The sequence below is a fragment of the Wenzhouxiangella sp. YN9 genome, from assembly GCF_056324165.1.
In genome coordinates, this window is sequence record NZ_JBJNIP010000055.1 from 17492 (window position 1) to 32522 (window position 15031).

13 protein-coding genes and 1 CRISPR repeat array (1 of these 14 only partly in view) are annotated in these 15031 nt (G+C 63.9%); of the genes, 11 read left to right on the forward strand and 2 right to left on the reverse strand.

Annotation, left to right across the window (positions count from 1 at the left end):
• Positions 1 to 2: 2 nt before the first annotated feature.
• On the reverse strand, positions 3 to 374 hold the full coding sequence (locus tag ACEWQ0_RS02090; RefSeq protein ID WP_476481699.1) for a cupin domain-containing protein: 372 nt from the start codon (positions 372 to 374) through the stop codon (positions 3 to 5).
• A gap of 104 nt (positions 375 to 478) precedes the next feature.
• Here ACEWQ0_RS02090 and rsxB point away from each other — a divergent pair, with 104 nt between their 5' ends.
• From rsxB to ACEWQ0_RS02105, 3 genes are read left to right on the forward strand one after another with little or no spacing between them, the layout of a single operon-like run.
• Complete coding sequence (gene rsxB, locus ACEWQ0_RS02095; RefSeq protein WP_476481698.1) at positions 479 to 1036, forward strand: electron transport complex subunit RsxB; 558 nt, start codon at positions 479 to 481, stop codon at positions 1034 to 1036.
• Positions 1029 to 2561 (forward strand): electron transport complex subunit RsxC, encoded by a 1533-nt coding sequence (rsxC, locus tag ACEWQ0_RS02100; RefSeq protein ID WP_476484341.1) that lies wholly within the window; start codon positions 1029 to 1031, stop codon positions 2559 to 2561. Before rsxB ends, rsxC begins: the two co-directional genes overlap by 8 nt.
• Complete coding sequence (locus ACEWQ0_RS02105) at positions 2558 to 3583, forward strand: RnfABCDGE type electron transport complex subunit D (RefSeq protein ID WP_476481696.1); 1026 nt, start codon at positions 2558 to 2560, stop codon at positions 3581 to 3583. Before rsxC ends, ACEWQ0_RS02105 begins: the two co-directional genes overlap by 4 nt.
• A gap of 349 nt (positions 3584 to 3932) precedes the next feature.
• Here the strand turns inward: ACEWQ0_RS02105 and ACEWQ0_RS02110 are convergent, their stop codons facing one another.
• Entirely contained in the window at positions 3933 to 4211 is a 279-nt protein-coding gene (locus tag ACEWQ0_RS02110) for a BrnA antitoxin family protein (RefSeq protein WP_476484342.1), read from the reverse strand.
• Between the two features lie 72 nt (positions 4212 to 4283).
• Between ACEWQ0_RS02110 and cas3g the strand changes: the two genes are divergently transcribed.
• The 8 genes from cas3g to cas2 all read left to right on the forward strand — a co-directional run bounded on the left by cas3g (position 4284) and on the right by cas2 (position 14283).
• Positions 4284 to 6707 (forward strand): type I-G CRISPR-associated helicase/endonuclease Cas3g, encoded by a 2424-nt coding sequence (gene cas3g, locus ACEWQ0_RS02115; RefSeq protein ID WP_476484343.1) that lies wholly within the window; start codon positions 4284 to 4286, stop codon positions 6705 to 6707.
• Entirely contained in the window at positions 6704 to 6970 is a 267-nt protein-coding gene (locus ACEWQ0_RS02120; RefSeq protein ID WP_476484344.1) for a hypothetical protein, read from the forward strand. Before cas3g ends, ACEWQ0_RS02120 begins: the two co-directional genes overlap by 4 nt.
• Positions 6967 to 7221 (forward strand): hypothetical protein, encoded by a 255-nt coding sequence (locus ACEWQ0_RS02125; protein ID WP_476484345.1) that lies wholly within the window; start codon positions 6967 to 6969, stop codon positions 7219 to 7221. Before ACEWQ0_RS02120 ends, ACEWQ0_RS02125 begins: the two co-directional genes overlap by 4 nt.
• Positions 7218 to 9461, forward strand: a complete 2244-nt coding sequence (cas8g1, locus tag ACEWQ0_RS02130; RefSeq protein WP_476484346.1) for a type I-G CRISPR-associated protein Cas8g1/Csx17 — start codon at positions 7218 to 7220, stop codon at positions 9459 to 9461. The genes ACEWQ0_RS02125 and cas8g1 overlap by 4 nt, the downstream gene beginning before the upstream one ends.
• 19 nt (positions 9462 to 9480) lie before the next feature.
• Positions 9481 to 10437: a type I-G CRISPR-associated RAMP protein Csb1/Cas7g gene (gene cas7g / locus ACEWQ0_RS02135; protein WP_476484347.1), complete on the forward strand. Its 957-nt coding sequence runs from the start codon at positions 9481 to 9483 to the stop codon at positions 10435 to 10437.
• Positions 10434 to 11969 (forward strand): type I-G CRISPR-associated protein Csb2, encoded by a 1536-nt coding sequence (csb2, locus tag ACEWQ0_RS02140; protein ID WP_476484348.1) that lies wholly within the window; start codon positions 10434 to 10436, stop codon positions 11967 to 11969. The genes cas7g and csb2 overlap by 4 nt, the downstream gene beginning before the upstream one ends.
• A gap of 261 nt (positions 11970 to 12230) precedes the next feature.
• Complete coding sequence (gene cas4g/cas1g, locus ACEWQ0_RS02145) at positions 12231 to 13985, forward strand: CRISPR-associated endonuclease Cas4g/Cas1g (RefSeq protein WP_476484349.1); 1755 nt, start codon at positions 12231 to 12233, stop codon at positions 13983 to 13985.
• 4 nt (positions 13986 to 13989) lie between these two features.
• Positions 13990 to 14283, forward strand: a complete 294-nt coding sequence (gene cas2 / locus ACEWQ0_RS02150) for a CRISPR-associated endonuclease Cas2 (protein ID WP_476484350.1) — start codon at positions 13990 to 13992, stop codon at positions 14281 to 14283.
• A 203-nt stretch (positions 14284 to 14486) separates the two neighbouring features.
• A CRISPR array of direct repeats spans positions 14487 to 15031; the repeat unit is 36 nt; unit sequence GTTATCCCCGGCAATCAGCCGGGGCCTCATTGAAGC; it runs 2265 nt beyond the window's last position.

The following is a 15031-nucleotide window of genomic DNA, read 5'->3' on the forward strand; positions in this document are numbered from 1 at the left end:
TATCAGCCCTCGGCGTCGGCCTTCGTTTCGTGCTCGGTACCCGGCTCGTGCTCGGGCGGGGAATAGGTGGTGTAGAGCCTGAGCATGCCCGATCCGGTATTGGTGAAATTGTGCCAGGCGCCCGAGGGCACGATGGCGACATCGCCGGCCGTGACCGGCTGCTCACGTTCACCGATCTTCGCCTGGCCTTCGCCGTCGACAAACCACAGCAGCTGATCGTGGCCTTCGTGCACCTCGCCGCCGATCTCGCCGCCTTCGGGAACCGCCATGAGCACAAGCTGGCTGTGCTCGCCAGTCCAGATCACCTTGCGGAACTCGTCGTTTTCCCTGGCCATCTGCTCGATGGGCAGCGTGGTCTTGTCCGTTTCCTTCATTGCCTGCTCCTTGTATCGCCGAAAGTTTGAAAACTCACCCCTTCAATTAAACTGGGGGATATTTTCGCCAGATCAATAGCCGCGCTGCGCATTATCATGGGGCCATGATCAGCGCGATCCTGACATTGACCGCCATGGTGCTCCTCATCGGCGCCGTGCTGCTGTGGCTCGGCCGCCGCCTGGCGCCCGACGAGGACAGCCTGGTCGAGCGCATCAACGAGACCCTGCCGCAGACCCAGTGCGCGCAGTGCGGCTATCCGGGCTGCCGGCCTTACGCGCAGGCCGTTGCCAATGGCGAAGCCGACATCAACCAGTGCCCGCCCGGCGGTGAAGAAGGCGTCAGAAAGCTCGCGGAACTGCTTGATATCGAAGCAAAGCCCCTGGATGAGTCGCGCGGCGAGCACAAGCCGGCAATGGTGGCCGTCATCGACGAGGATCGCTGCATCGGCTGCACATTATGCATCCAGGCCTGCCCGGTCGACGCCATCCTGGGCGCCCAGCGCCAGATGCATACCGTGATCGAGGCCGAATGCACCGGCTGCGAACTGTGCGTGGCACCCTGCCCGGTCGACTGTATCGACATGGTGGCGCTGGCGCAAACCTGGCGCTGGCCAAGGCCCGAGCCCATCGCGCTCAGGGTCCGGGAGACGGCGCATGGATGAAGCCCTGCCCGGCGAGCGCATCCACGGCTTTCCCGGCGGCCTGAAGCTCGAGCATCACAAGCAGATCGCCTGCCGCGACCCGGTCGAGCGCCCGCCGCTTCCCGAGCGCCTGTTCATTCCCATGCGCCAGCACCAGGGCGAGGCCGGCCGGCTGTTGGTCGAAGCCGGCGAGCGCGTGCTCAAGGGCCAGGCGCTGAGCGCATCGGGCGATGACTTCATCGTGCCCGAACACGCGCCGACCTCGGGCACCATCGAGGGCGTGATCAACCACCCCGCCGCCCTGCCGCCGGGCGGCACCCGGCCGGCCATCGTGCTGCGCCCCGACGGCGAAGAGCGCCGGGCACCCCCGCGTCCTCTCGAGAACTGGCGCGAGCGCGCGGCCGACGAGATCGTCGACCATCTCCATCGCGCAGGCCTTGCCGGCCTGGGCGGCGCCATGTTTCCCACCGCCGCCAAACTGCGCGGCGGCTGGTCGGACCTGCACACCATCATTCTCAACGGCGCCGAGTGCGAACCCTGGATCGCCTGCGACGAGATGCTGATGCGCGAGCGCGCCCGCGACGTGATCGAGGGCGGGCTGATTCTGGCCCGCGCCGCCAGCGCCGGGCACGTGGTCATCGCCATCGAAGACCGCATGGGCCGGGTGGAGGAAAAACTGCGCGACGCCCGCCGGGCACTGGGTGCCGAACAAGACGTTCGCATCCGCAAGGTGTTCACGGTCTACCCCGAAGGCGGCGAGCGCCAGATCATCCAGGCCCTGACCGGCCGCGAAGTGCCCCACGACGGCCTGCCGCAGGATCTCGGCGTGGTCGTGCACAACGTCGGCACCGCCGCCGCAGCGCGCGACGCGGTTGTCGAAGGCCAGCCGCTGATCGAGCGCATCGTCACCGTCACCGGCCCGGGCATCGTCCACCCGCGTAACCTGCTGGCGCTGATCGGCACGCCATTCAGCCACCTTGTCCAGGCCGCCGGCGGCTACCGCGGGCACGTCACCCGCCTGATTCTGGGCGGGCCGATGTCGGGCACGGCCCTGGCCGGTGACGACATTGCCGTCACCCGAGGCAGCAACTGCCTGCTGGCCCTGACTCGCGAGGAAACCGCGCCGCGCCAGCCGACCCTGCCGTGCATCAACTGCACAGCCTGCGTGCGCGCCTGCCCGGCGAAGCTGCTCCCGCAGACCCTGTTCAAGCTCGTCGAGGCGGGAAAATACGAGGCTGCCGCCGAATACGACCTGGCCGACTGCATCGAATGCGGCTGCTGCGCGGCCGTGTGCCCCAGCCACATCCCGCTGGTCGACTTCTACAAACACGGCAAGGACGAGCTGGCGCAGCGCAACCTCGACCAGCGCCGCGCGGCCCTGGCAAAGCGGCGCCATGAGGCGCGCGAACAACGCTTGGCCCGCGAGCGGGAAGCGCGCCAGGCCCGGCGAAAGGAGCGCGAGAAGAAACTCAAGCGCTCGGAGACCGAAGCCCAGAGCGAAATTCAGGCCGCCATCGAGCGGGCCAGGCAGAAGAAAAAACCATGAAATTCGAGCTCGCCGGCGCGCCACACCAGCCGCCCGCCACAACGGTGGGCGGCGTCATGCGCCAGGTGCTCTATGCCCTGGTGCCGGCGGTGGCCGCCCACGTGTGGTTCTTCGGCTACGGCATCCTCTTCCAGATCGTACTGGCGGTCGCCTTTGCGGTCGGCTTCGAGGCGGCCATGCTCCGCCTGCGCGATCGCCCGGTCGGCCTGTTCCTGTCCGACTACAGCGCCGTGGTCACCGGCGTGCTGTTCGCCCTGTGCATGCCGCCGCTGGCGCCGTGGTGGATCGCGGCAATCGGCATGCTGTTTGCCATCGTCATTGCCAAGCACCTCTACGGTGGGCTGGGCTACAACCTGTTCAACCCGGCGATGGTCGGCTTTGCCGCCGTCATCATCGCTTTTCCGCTCGAGCTCAGCCAGTGGCTCCTGCCGCGCCCGCTCTCGCCGGGCCTGCCAGGCCTGGCCGAGACGGCGCAGGCCATCCTTACCGGCCAGCTGCCTGAAACGCTGAACTGGGACACGGTATCCGGCGCCACGCCGCTTGACCGACTGCGCACCGGCGTGAGCGCAAATCTGCCCCTGAGCGAAATCCGCGGCGCACCGATCTTCGGCGACTTCGGCGGCCGCGGCTGGGAATGGATCGCCAACTTCTACGCCATCGGCGGAATCTACCTGCTGTGGCGCGGGGGCATCTCCTGGCGGGTGCCCGTCGCCGTGATCGCGACCACCATCATCGTCTCCACGCCGCTGTGGCTGCTTGGACCCGACACCAATCCCTCGCCCCTGCAGCACATCTTCTCCGGCGCCCTGGTACTGACTGCCTTCTTCATCGCCACCGATCCGGTCTCGGGCTGCGCCACGCTGCGAGGCCAGCTGGTCTTCGGCGCCGGCGTGGCCATCCTCACCCTCGTCATCCGCCGCTGGGGCGGCTACCCCGATGGCGCCGCCTTCGCCATACTGCTGATGAACATGGCCGCCCCGCTCATCGACCGACTGACCCGGCCAAGAACCTACGGACACTGAGACAACTCCAGCGCCAACCTGCGCCCTGCGCATTTGAAATCGCGCAAGCGTTCAAGTAACTTTGGAGGGCAAGGGGGCACTCAAGAACAACAACACCCCGTCCAAACCAGCACCGGGGCAAGCCCGCGCCTGACGCGAGCCTGCCGATCAACGCCCGCAAGATGGGCGTACAGACACGATCAAAGAGGGCAACCATGAGCCGCCGCTGGAGGCTTGATACCCATCACGACGGCACGCCGCCAGGATTGGCGGACTGCCATTCTCAGGTTTTGAGAAAGTGGGCGGGCAGACTGTGCGCCATGAACGCAAGGCGATCGACAAAAACCCGGCCCGGTCGTTCGGGCAACGACTATCGCCGGTGCACCTTCGTATACTCGCGCAACAGCTCGTTGATGCGCGTGTGGTATCCCGCCCCCTGCGCCTTTAACCAGGCCAGCACGTCGGCATCCAGCCACAACGTGACCTGCTTTTCTGGCTCAACCGGCTTCAGGTCACGCCGGGCCACTGCCCGGGCAAACATCCCGGCCGTGATCTCGGGGCTGCCCGAAAGATCGATGTCTTCATCCTTGATGGCATCAACCCTGTCCCAGTCAGTTTGCGAACCACTCGAAGTACGTTTTCTGCTCATTGCGAGTTGCTTTGCGAATCGAGATGGTTCCAGTCATGTAATGAATTTTCATATCACCGGATCCGCAAGAACATGACCTACAGCGCCTACTTCAAGAAAGCAACCGGGCACCCTCCCTACCCCTACCAGGCCCGACTGGTCAGTGACGATTGGCCGGATGTGGTCAACATCCCCACGGGACTTGGCAAGACAGCCGCCGTCACGCTGGCGTGGCTGTACCGACGCCACCAACTGAAAGAAACGGAGCTGCCCCGACGCCTGGTCTGGTGCCTGCCCATGCGTGTGCTGGTCGAGCAGACGCTCGAGAATGCGCGCAACTGGCTCGACAGGCTCGAAATTCTTGGTCAGCCGGGCGAGGGCAAGGTCTCCGTCCATGCCCTGATGGGCGGCGAACCGACGCTCCGGCGTGCTGAATGGGCTTCTCACCCTGAAGAAGAAGCCATCCTGATTGGCACGCAGGACATGCTGCTCTCGCGCGCACTGATGCGCGGCTACGGCATGAGCCGCTATCAGTGGCCGATTCACTATGCGTTGCTGCACAACGATGCGCTGTGGGTTTACGACGAGGTGCAGCTGATGGGCCCGGCACTGCCCACCACGTCGCAGCTCGAGGCATTTCGCCGCCGTCACGGCGTGGCGGCGCCGGCGCGAAGCCTGTGGGTTTCGGCCACCCTGGATACCGACTGGCTGGCAACGGTCGACTTTCGCGATCAGATTGGCGGCCTCGGCAGCGTCGGTCTGAACCATGACGACAGGTCCCGGCCAGAAATCACCAAACGTCTGGACGCCGGCAAGTCACTGCTGCCCGCAACGGCCAGGCTGACCGCCGAGACGGCAAAGAGCAAGGCTTCGGCCTATATCAAGGCGGTGGCGGCCGAGGTGGTCGCAGCGCATCGGCCAGGCCAGCAGACCCTGGTGATCGTCAACCAGGTCGAGCGCGCTCAAGCACTGTACAAGGCGCTGCGCAAATCGATGCCCGAAGCCGATGCGTTGCTGCTGCACGCTCGCTTCCGCCCCCGGGAACGCACGGCCATCGAACGCCGGCTGCACGAAACCGAGCTCGCCGAAAGCGGCCGGATCATCATTGCCACCCAGGCTGTGGAAGCCGGTGTGGACATCTCCAGCGCTGTCATGTTCACGGAACTGGCGCCGTGGTCGTCGCTGGTGCAGCGCTTTGGTCGCTGCAACCGCGGTGGCGAGCACGATCAGGCCGAAATCCACTGGATCGATATCGACGGCGAGGCCGGCGAGGCACTTCCCTACACCGTCGAGGCACTGCAAGCGGCCCGCAAACGCGTTGAAAGACTTGACTCGGCAGCCCCCGCCGACCTGCCCGCTTTCAAGCAAGCCGCGCCACTGCACGCTGTCCTTCGCCACAAGGATCTACTGCAACTGTTCGACACCGACCCTGATCTGTCCGGCTTCGATGTCGACATCTCCCCCTATATTCGCGACCCGGGCAGCCCACAGCTGCAGGTCTTCTGGCGAGAGTTCGACGATCGGCCGGACGAAGACACAGCGTATGACCGAGACGAGCTGTGTCCGGTCGGGCTTGCCCAGTTCAGCAAACAGTTTCTGAACCGGAAGGGCCGGCAGGCCTGGATCTGGGATCCGCTGGGCGAGCGCTGGCAGACCACCACCCGCCCGCGGCCCGGGCAGATTCTGCTTCTGCGCGCCGCCGACGGCGGCTACGATCACGAGCTGGGCTTCGAGCCGGCCTCCAGGCGCAAGGTCGATCCGGTCGACCGGGCCGACGACCAAACGATACCCCCGCCCGAAACCAACGACGCTGATATTCTCACCTTCACCGGCCAGCCGATCGAGCTTGGCCAGCACTGCCGTGATGCCGAAGCCGAATTCAAGTTACTCGCCGAAAGCCTCGGCCTTGCCGACTGGCAGCGCGAGGCAGGCACGCTCGCCGACCTGTGGCACGACGTGGGCAAGGCACACGAGGCTTTCCAGCGCGGTATTCAACCTGACTACCGGCCTGAAGAAAGTCCTATTCTGGCCAAGTCCGGCGGCAGGGCAAGACCCGACTACCACGTCGTCGACCAAGACGGGAGCCGTGTATTGCGCAAGGGGTTCCGTCATGAGCTCGCTTCAATGCTGGCCTGGCTACAGCACGGCGGTGCGGACGATCGCCAGGATCTGATCGCCTTTCTGATCTGCGCTCACCACGGCCGCATTCGCATGCGTCTGCGCGCCTTGCCAGGCGAACCGGAGCCGCCCGAGCCGGATCGGCTTTTTGCCCGCGGCGTCTGGCATGGCGACCGGCTTCCAGCAGTGATCTTGAACGGCGTCAGCGTACCCGAAACAGAACTGAAGCTGGATCTGATGCGGCTGGGCCACGGGCCGGACGGGCCTTCCTGGACCGAACGCGCCCGGGGCTTGCTCGAACGCCACGGTCCATTCGAACTCGCCTGGCTCGAGGCATTGGTTCGCATTGCTGACTGGCGCGCAAGTCGGCAAGCTCCGCCCGAGGACAGCCCGTCATGAAGCCAACAAGCATCCAGGCCATCCGCCAAGCACTCAATCAGGCCGGCACTGAGCACCTGATCGTCGGCGGCATTGCCGTCAACAGCCATGGCTATCCGCGCGCAACCCGGAATCCGGATCTGGTCAGCGCGCTGGATGAAGGCAACGCTCGCACTGCCATGCACACCCTGGCCGGGCTCGGCTGCAAGCCGTGCCTGCCGGTGCCGGCCAGCGGCTTCGACGATGTCGGCACGCAACGCACTGGCTCGAGGACAAGACCATGACGATCTCTTCGATTTTCAGCGAGACCCGGCCCCAAACCGGCGCGGATGCATTTGCCGACAAACCGTTCAACTTCACGACAAAGCACGGATCAACCGGGATTCATGCCATCGGCAATGGTGTCGAGGCACCGCTCGTCCGAATCGAGACCTTGATTGCCATGAAGGAGCAGGCTCGCCGCGATCGCGACCGCGGCGAGCTGATCGACCAGCGCTGGATACTTCACGAACAGGGATCGGGAGACAAGCCATGAACAATGAACGAAGCTGGGAAGCCGCCACCCGCGAAGGCAACCGCTTCACCCAGAACCCGACTCCGCATGACGCCCTGTCTGACCGCAACGAAGTCACCCTTGAGGGCTGCAACCCGCTGCCGCTGTCTGCCTATCTCAAAGCCCTGGGGATACTGAGACTTGTTGCTGAACAGGTCGATGCAGAAGCAACCGGCTCGTGGCGCAAAGACCGCTTCATCCTCATCTCACAGCTGAGCGCATCCGAGCTGCGCCACTTTCTGCTTCGAAGCTACAGGCCCACCCCGGTGCTTGCGCCTTGGAATGGCGGCAGCGGTTTCTATCCAAAAGACAATCAGGCCGGAATAAAGCCCATTGAAGATGGCGCGACCGTGCGCCTGGACAGGATACGCAACAGCATCGGCGTCATCAGAAAACTCCTGACTGCCATGAGGCTCGATAAACGCCCCGACAAGGATGACAAGACGGCCCTGATCAACGCGTTGCGAAACGAACTGCCCGATCCCGCACTGGCCTGGCTCGATGCCGCAATACTGCTCAGTGGCGAAAACCCCAAATACCCTCCGCTGCTTGGAACCGGCGGCAATGATGGGCGACTGGACTTCACCAACAACTTTATGCAGCGACTCGTCGACATCATCGACCCTGACAGCGGAGAACCAACGGCGCTTGCAGACTCCTGGCTCGACGGCGCATTGTTTGGGCATGCAATACCGCAGCTGACTTCAGCTGCCATCGGTCAGTTCGCGCCAGGCAATGCAGGCGGCCCCAACTCGGCGGCCGGGTTCGAAGGCGGCGCCCTGATCAATCCCTGGGATTTCATCCTCATGATCGAGGGTGCATTGATGTTTGCGGCCACGGCCACGCGCCGCCTGGAAAGTGCGCAGCCTGGCAGCTTGAGCTTTCCGTTCACCGTACGCTCCACGGGCGCCGGTTCCGGTGCGGCAGCGCTGGTCGATGAAACCAACTCGCGCGCCGAAATCTGGCTGCCCCTCTGGTCCGCGCCTTGCAAACTGCGCGAGCTTGAGGCACTGCTTTCAGAGGGTCGCGCCACGCTGGCACGTCAGCCTGCCCGCGACGGGCTGGATTTTGTACGCGCCATTTCGAAGCTGGGCGTCGACCGGGGGCTCGAAGGGTTCCAGCGCTACACCTTCGCGATGCGGTCGGGCAAGGCCTACTTGGCCACCCCGCTGAACCGCATCGAGGTTCGCCGTAATCCGGCGGCCGACCTCATTTCGAATCTGGAAAGCCATAACCGCTGGCTCGCCCACTTTCGCAGCCTTGGCCGAAGCAGCAAAGCCAGCGCTGGCCTGCGCTCACTCCTGCAGCGACTCGAAGACGCCATCTTCGAGCTGACCTTGTCGCGCGACGACCGCAGCCAGAGCACACAGCGCGTGTTGGCGGTTCTTGGAGAAATTCAGCTCTACCTGGCCCGCAGCCGCACCGCCCGCGATGCCACCGACGGCAATTGCCCGCCCGTGCCCTGGCTTTCGTCCGACTGGTTCATCGACGACGGCAGCGACGAGCTCGCCATTGCGGCCGCCCTGGCGGGACTGCACGCGCGCAAGTCAATCAACGGCCGCATGCGCTATCCATTGCCCATGCGCATCCATCTGGCCCCCGAAGACGGAACCCGGCACCCGGCGTGGCTGGAAAGCGGCAGCCACCTGCACGTCTGGGGAGCCGGGCGCCTGGAAGCCAATCTGGCGGCCACTCTCCGGCGGCGCCTGCTGGCCGCCGGCCAGCTCGAGCTCGATGACAAACCGCTGCGTTTTTCGCGCACCTGCAATCTGGCGGCCGTGGCGCGATGGCTGGCCGGCGACCTGGATACCGCGCGCATCGCCGCGCTGATTCCGGGGCTGGCGCTGATCCGGCTCCCCCGCGGCGGAATGGTCCGCGACGATATTGAACTCCCACTGCCCGCGATCTATCGCCTACTCAAGCCCTTTTTTTGCACCGATGCCCAGCTGACAGATGCCGGAGTACTACCGACCGAAACCGCCCTGCCGCTGCCCGGCGAGCTGCTGCGCCGGATCACCACCGATGATCTCGCCGGCGCTGTCCGGATCGCCGAAAGGCGCTTGCGCACGGCCGGCATCAGTTTCGACGGCCCGCGCATCGTCGCGCCCGAAATCGATGGCCTGCGCCTGCTCTCGGCACTGCTGATTCCCGTCGCCGGCTCAGAGCTCAAACGCATTCTCCCCAGACATTCGACGCTGGAAGAGACCGCAACCACTTCATGAAACCTTAAGGAAGGACGCCATGACACTTGATATCGACCAACTGAAAAACACCCCACGGCTGCTGCTGGAAGCAAGGCTCGAGCCGCTTCAGGGCACCCGTTTTCAACCCACCGGCTTTCCCGATCTGGGCGCCGCTGAGTATCCCGCACCAGACGGGCAAGGCCGAATGCTGCTCGTCGAGTCAGCCCAGAGCATGGCCAATCGCCTGGAAGCGGTTTGCTGGGATGAAGTAAACGATGATTGGGTCGAACCACTCAAGGGGCTGCCGCTGGTCAAGATCAAGGACGACAGCGGCAACTCGCTGAGCAATTCGGTCCTCGAATCCCATCGGCTCAATTCCCCCTACATTCTGGAAGGCAAGGACAAGACGGTCTTCGACATGCTTAAAGCCGAACTGGCCGACATGGAAGAAGGCCGTGTAGACTTGCGCAAGCTCGCGGCAACGCTGCTGCGCGTGGACGCAAACGCCGCTCTGCACGGCGTATTCCTGGCCAAGAAGGATCTGGCCGGCGGTCGTCTGCGCCTGCCCAGGGCGCTGTCTTCGTTCATCGAGGCAAAAGACGTCAAGGTTGCCGCCAGCGGTGGTGTCAAGCTCGACTCCGTCAACCCCCAGGGCGACACATCGAAGGGCTATGGCAACGTTCCGTTTGCCAGAGACGAATATGTCTCGCCACACATTTCCGCCTACTTCAATCTCGACCTGGCGCAGATTCGCGCGTTCGGGCTCGGGGAAAATGTCGAGAAACTGCTGATCGGCCTGGCGCTGTTCAAGATCCGGCGGCTGCTCGAAACCGGGCTGCGTCTGCGTACCGCCTGTGATCTCGAATGCGTCGAGCTGCGCGTCACCCGTCCTCAAGCCTTCGAAGTCCCGACGCTGGAAGCGCTGGAGCGCCAGATGCCCGCCCTGATCGAGGCTGTCGCAAACGATGGGTGCTTCAATGAGCCGCGAGTCACCGAAGTCACCTACAGCGCATGACCATGGTCGCAATGGAGTTCCGCTTTCCGGCCGGCCTCTACCACGCGAACCCGTGGGGCCGCCACGTCAACGAAGCCGATGTCGAATGGCCGCCATCGCCATGGCGCATACTGCGAGCGCTGATCGCCACCTGGCACAGAAAAACGGACCCGCAGCAGTTCCCGGAGAAACTGTTGTCCGAGCTCGTCAAAGCCCTGGGTGAGTCCTTGCCGGTCTATCACCTGCCCGCTGCCGTCCGGTCGCACAGCCGCCACTACATGCCGGTTCGCTCGGGCCGGGCCGACAAGTCGGTATTGATTTTCGATGCCTTCCTCCGGCTGCGGCCCGACGCCCCGCTGGTTGCCGTATGGCCCGAAGTGACACTGGGTGACAAGCACCGGGAGCTGCTGAGCGAGCTGCTGGAAAAAACGGGCTATCTCGGCCGGGCCGAAAGCTGGGTCGAGGCGCGCCTGTTGCCGGGCTTCAGCGGCACGATCAACTGCCGCCCATCCGAACTCGGCATGGACCCGGAAACCGGCGAAGCGCTGGAGCCCACCCGCCTCATGGCGCCGGCAACCCTCGACGAATACGAGAACCTGCGGCGTGAAATCATTCAGGCCCACAGCCTCGATGACAAAAAGCTCAAGATAAAACAAAAACAGATTCTCCACACCCTGCCGGAAAATCTGGTCGACGGCATGCGTCTGGACACCAATGAGATCCAGAGCGCAGGCTGGAGCTGCCCGCCCGCCGGACGGTTCGTGACCTATCAGCGCCCGTATCGATGCTTTGCGACACAGCCCCGGCGGCAGCGGCCGCAACGTGACCATTCCGCACGCCGGATCACGACAGCCCGCCTGCGACTGTCCGGCAAGCCCCTGCCGAGAATCGAGGACGCCGTGCGCCTTGGTGAGCTTGTCCGCAGTGCGGTGATGTCCCAGGCAAAAAGAGTGGTCGGCGATGACAATATCCCGCAGATGCTTTCAGGCCATGACCTGCCGGACAACAACCGTCATGCCCACGCCTTTTACCTGCCAGAGGATGCCGACGGCGACGGTCATATTGATCACATCGTGATTCACGCCAACGCCGGCCTTTCGGGCACCGCCCTGCATGTTCTCGATCGTCTGACCAGGCTGTGGGACCGGGGCCGCGGGGAGTGGCAAACCATGCTGGAACAATACGGCTCATCCGGCCAGGTTGCCGGCAGCCCGCATATTGGCTGCGGCCGGATCTGGGAAAGCACAACCCCCTACCTGCATCCCTGGCATGCGAAAAAGCGCTTCAGCACCGAAGATCAGTTGCGCAGAGAGTGCCGCATGCGCGGCCTGCCGGAACCCGAAATCACCGCCCTGCCCCATGTTCTGATCCGCGGCAGACACAGACGCCCGGTGCATTTCCACCGCTTTCGTCGCAAGCGCGGCCTGACCCAGCCCGACACCCACGGCAGCTTCTGGCGACTTACCTTTCCGGAAGCCATCAGCGGGCCGCTGGCACTGGGATTTGCGTGTCACTACGGGCTGGGGATGTTTTCGGCTAGAGATGAAGACTGAAAGGTTGACTCGCGCGTCCTGTCAGACTCACGGGGGGCGAGCATGCTGCCTGCGGCGACCGGTTCGCCTGAAACATACCCAGAACCCCTCTCAGTTTCTGCTCCAGATCGGCCATTTCCTGCTCCGTGGCCACGGTCAGCGGCAATGCCAGAACGGTGTGGCTGCCGGTTTTGGTCAGCCACGAGACGTTGCACAATGCGTGCTCGCAACGTACTGCGCCTTCACGGCCCTCGCAAACTGCTGCGGGCAAGGGGCTGGGCAATGAGTGAGGGCCAACGCGCGATCACCGGCGTGCAAAGCGAGCTGCCGCTGCCTTTTCCGGAGCTTTCCGGCGACCTGCCCCTGCTGCCGGTGCGCATGGTCAACGAGTTCGAGTACTGCCCCAGGCTGGCCTACCTGGAGTGGGTGCAGGGTGAATGGGCAGATTCGTATCACACCGTTGACGGTCGCCGCCAGCATCGCCGCGTCGACAAACCCGGCGGCAAGCTGCCCCGGCCAACCGGCGAGGGTGACCAAGCCGACAACGAAGCCGGCGAGGGTGAAACGCCGCTGCACGCCCGCTCGGTCACGCTGTCGTCCAACAAGCTGGGCATCATCGCAAAGATCGACTTGATCGAAGGCAAGGGCAACCAAGTCACGCCGGTCGAATACAAGCGCGGCAAGCGGCCGCATGTCAGCAAGGGCGCCTACCAACCCGAGCGTATCCAGGTTTGCGCCCAGGGCCTGATTCTCGAAGAACAAGGCTATGCCTGCGACGAAGGCGTCATCTACTTTGCCGAATCGCGCGAGCGCGTGCGCGTCGTCTTCGACGAGGAACTGCGCCAGCAGACCCTTTCAGCGATCAACGGGTTGCGGCTGGTAGCGGCCAACGGCCACATTCCGCCGCCGCTGCAAGACAGCCCCAAGTGCCCGCGCTGCTCGCTGGTTTCCATCTGCCTACCCGATGAAATCAACCTGCTGCGCGGTGCCGACACCACGCCCCGGCCGCTGGCAGCGGGCGCCGATCATGCGCTTCCCCTTTATGTACAGGCCCACCGCGCCAAGGTGGCCAAAAAGGGCGAAACGCTTGTGGTCACCGTCGATGACGCAAAGGCAGCCACCGCCCGCCTGATCGACGTGTCGCAACTGGTGCTCATGGGCAATGTCTACGTCACCACGCCCACCCTTCAGGAGCTGATGCGCCGCCAGATTCCGATCAGCTGGTATTCATACGGCGGCTGGTTTTTCGGTCATACCATCGGCACCGGCCACAAGAACGTGGAACTGCGCACCGCACAATATCGCGGCAGCTTCGACGATCAGGTCTGCCATCTGCTCGCGCGCGGCTGGGTGCGCGCCAAGATTCTCAACGGCCGCACGCTGATGCGGCGCAACTGGCGTCGTGACGACAAGCCTGCCGCCACACTCAAGCGCATGAAACAGTTTGCCGAAAAGGCCAGGCGGGCCGAGGACCTCAACACCCTGCTCGGATACGAAGGTGCGGCGGCCTCCGAATACTTTCGGCATTTCTCCGCAATGATTCGCCAGGAAGAAGAGCCACAGTTCCGCTTCGACTTCAGCGGCCGCAACCGGCGCCCGCCCACCGACGAAGTCAACGCCCTGCTGTCGTTCAGTTATGCCATGCTCACGCGCCAGTGGACCGCCGCGCTCACTGCCGTGGGTTTCGACGCCTATCGCGGCTTCTATCACCAGCCGCGCTACGGGCGCCCGGCCCTGGCGCTGGACATGATGGAACCCTTCCGCCCGCTGCTGGCGGACTCGACCGTTCTGCTGGCCATCAACAACGGCGAAGTGCGCCCCAGCGACTTCGTCTCGGCCGCCGGCAGTGTCAACCTGTCAGCCTCCGGGCGCAAGCGCTTCATCGGCGTGTTCGAACGTCGGCTCGGCCAGAAGATTACGCACCCGCTGTTCGGCTACCGCATCACCTACCGCCGCCTGCTCGAAGTTCAGGCCCGTCTGCTGGCGCGTTTTTTGATGGGCGAGCTGCAAGAGTATCCGAACTTCCTGACCCGCTGATGCCATGGAAACCGAGCACCTCTACATCGTCATCTACGACATCTCCGACCAGAAACGCTGGCGCCGGGTGTTCAAGATCATGAAGGGCTACGGCGAATGGCTGCAGCTATCGGTCTTCCAGTGTCGACTCACTCGCGTGCATCATGCTGAAATGGTGCAGATGCTCGACGAAATCATTCACCATGACCACGACCACGTCGTCATCATGGACATGGGTCGGGCCGAAAAGGTCGAACCGAAAGTCATCAGCCTGGGTCAAAGTTTCAAGGCAGTGAAAAAAGAACCGATCATCGTCTGAAGCTGCCGCGGCGTTTCGAGCACGTCAGTGACGGGGAAAACCCGGCCACCGCTCGAAAAGCCGAAAAGCTCTTTGAAAACATGGATTTGGATGGCGCAACACACGACGCCCGCTGCGCCATCAAGGTAAAACTTGCATCCGTGCGGCCAGCGCTCGAAAATGAACCCTGAAAGCAGCGCCGCACAAGGGCTCCAGAAGGGGCTGTTATCCCCGGCAATCAGCCGGGGCCTCATTGAAGCTACACGTCAGCACCTTTCATCGCGGCCAGCACATCGTTATCCCCGGCAATCAGCCGGGGCCTCATTGAAGCTTGCATGCGATCAACACAGGTCATCCGGGCACCGTCACGTTATCCCCGGCAATCAGCCGGGGCCTCATTGAAGCGCCGCAAAGGGCGAGAGGCTGCCACATTCAAAGCTGGTTATCCCCGGCAATCAGCCGGGGCCTCATTGAAGCTGCTGACGCTGTACCGCGATGAGGTATACAACAGCAACGTTATCCCCGGCAATCAGCCGGGGCCTCATTGAAGCGAACAGGCTTGCAGAGCGCGGAGACGGCCACCCGTTGGTTATCCCCGGCAATCAGCCGGGGCCTCATTGAAGCATAAATTCCCGCTCATCATCGCTCATTTCGTCGATGTTATCCCCGGCAATCAGCCGGGGCCTCATTGAAGCCGCATTGCCTCCGGGAATCTGTCGCCTAGCCATTGCGTTATCCCCGGCAATCAGCCGGGGCCTCATTGAAGCCA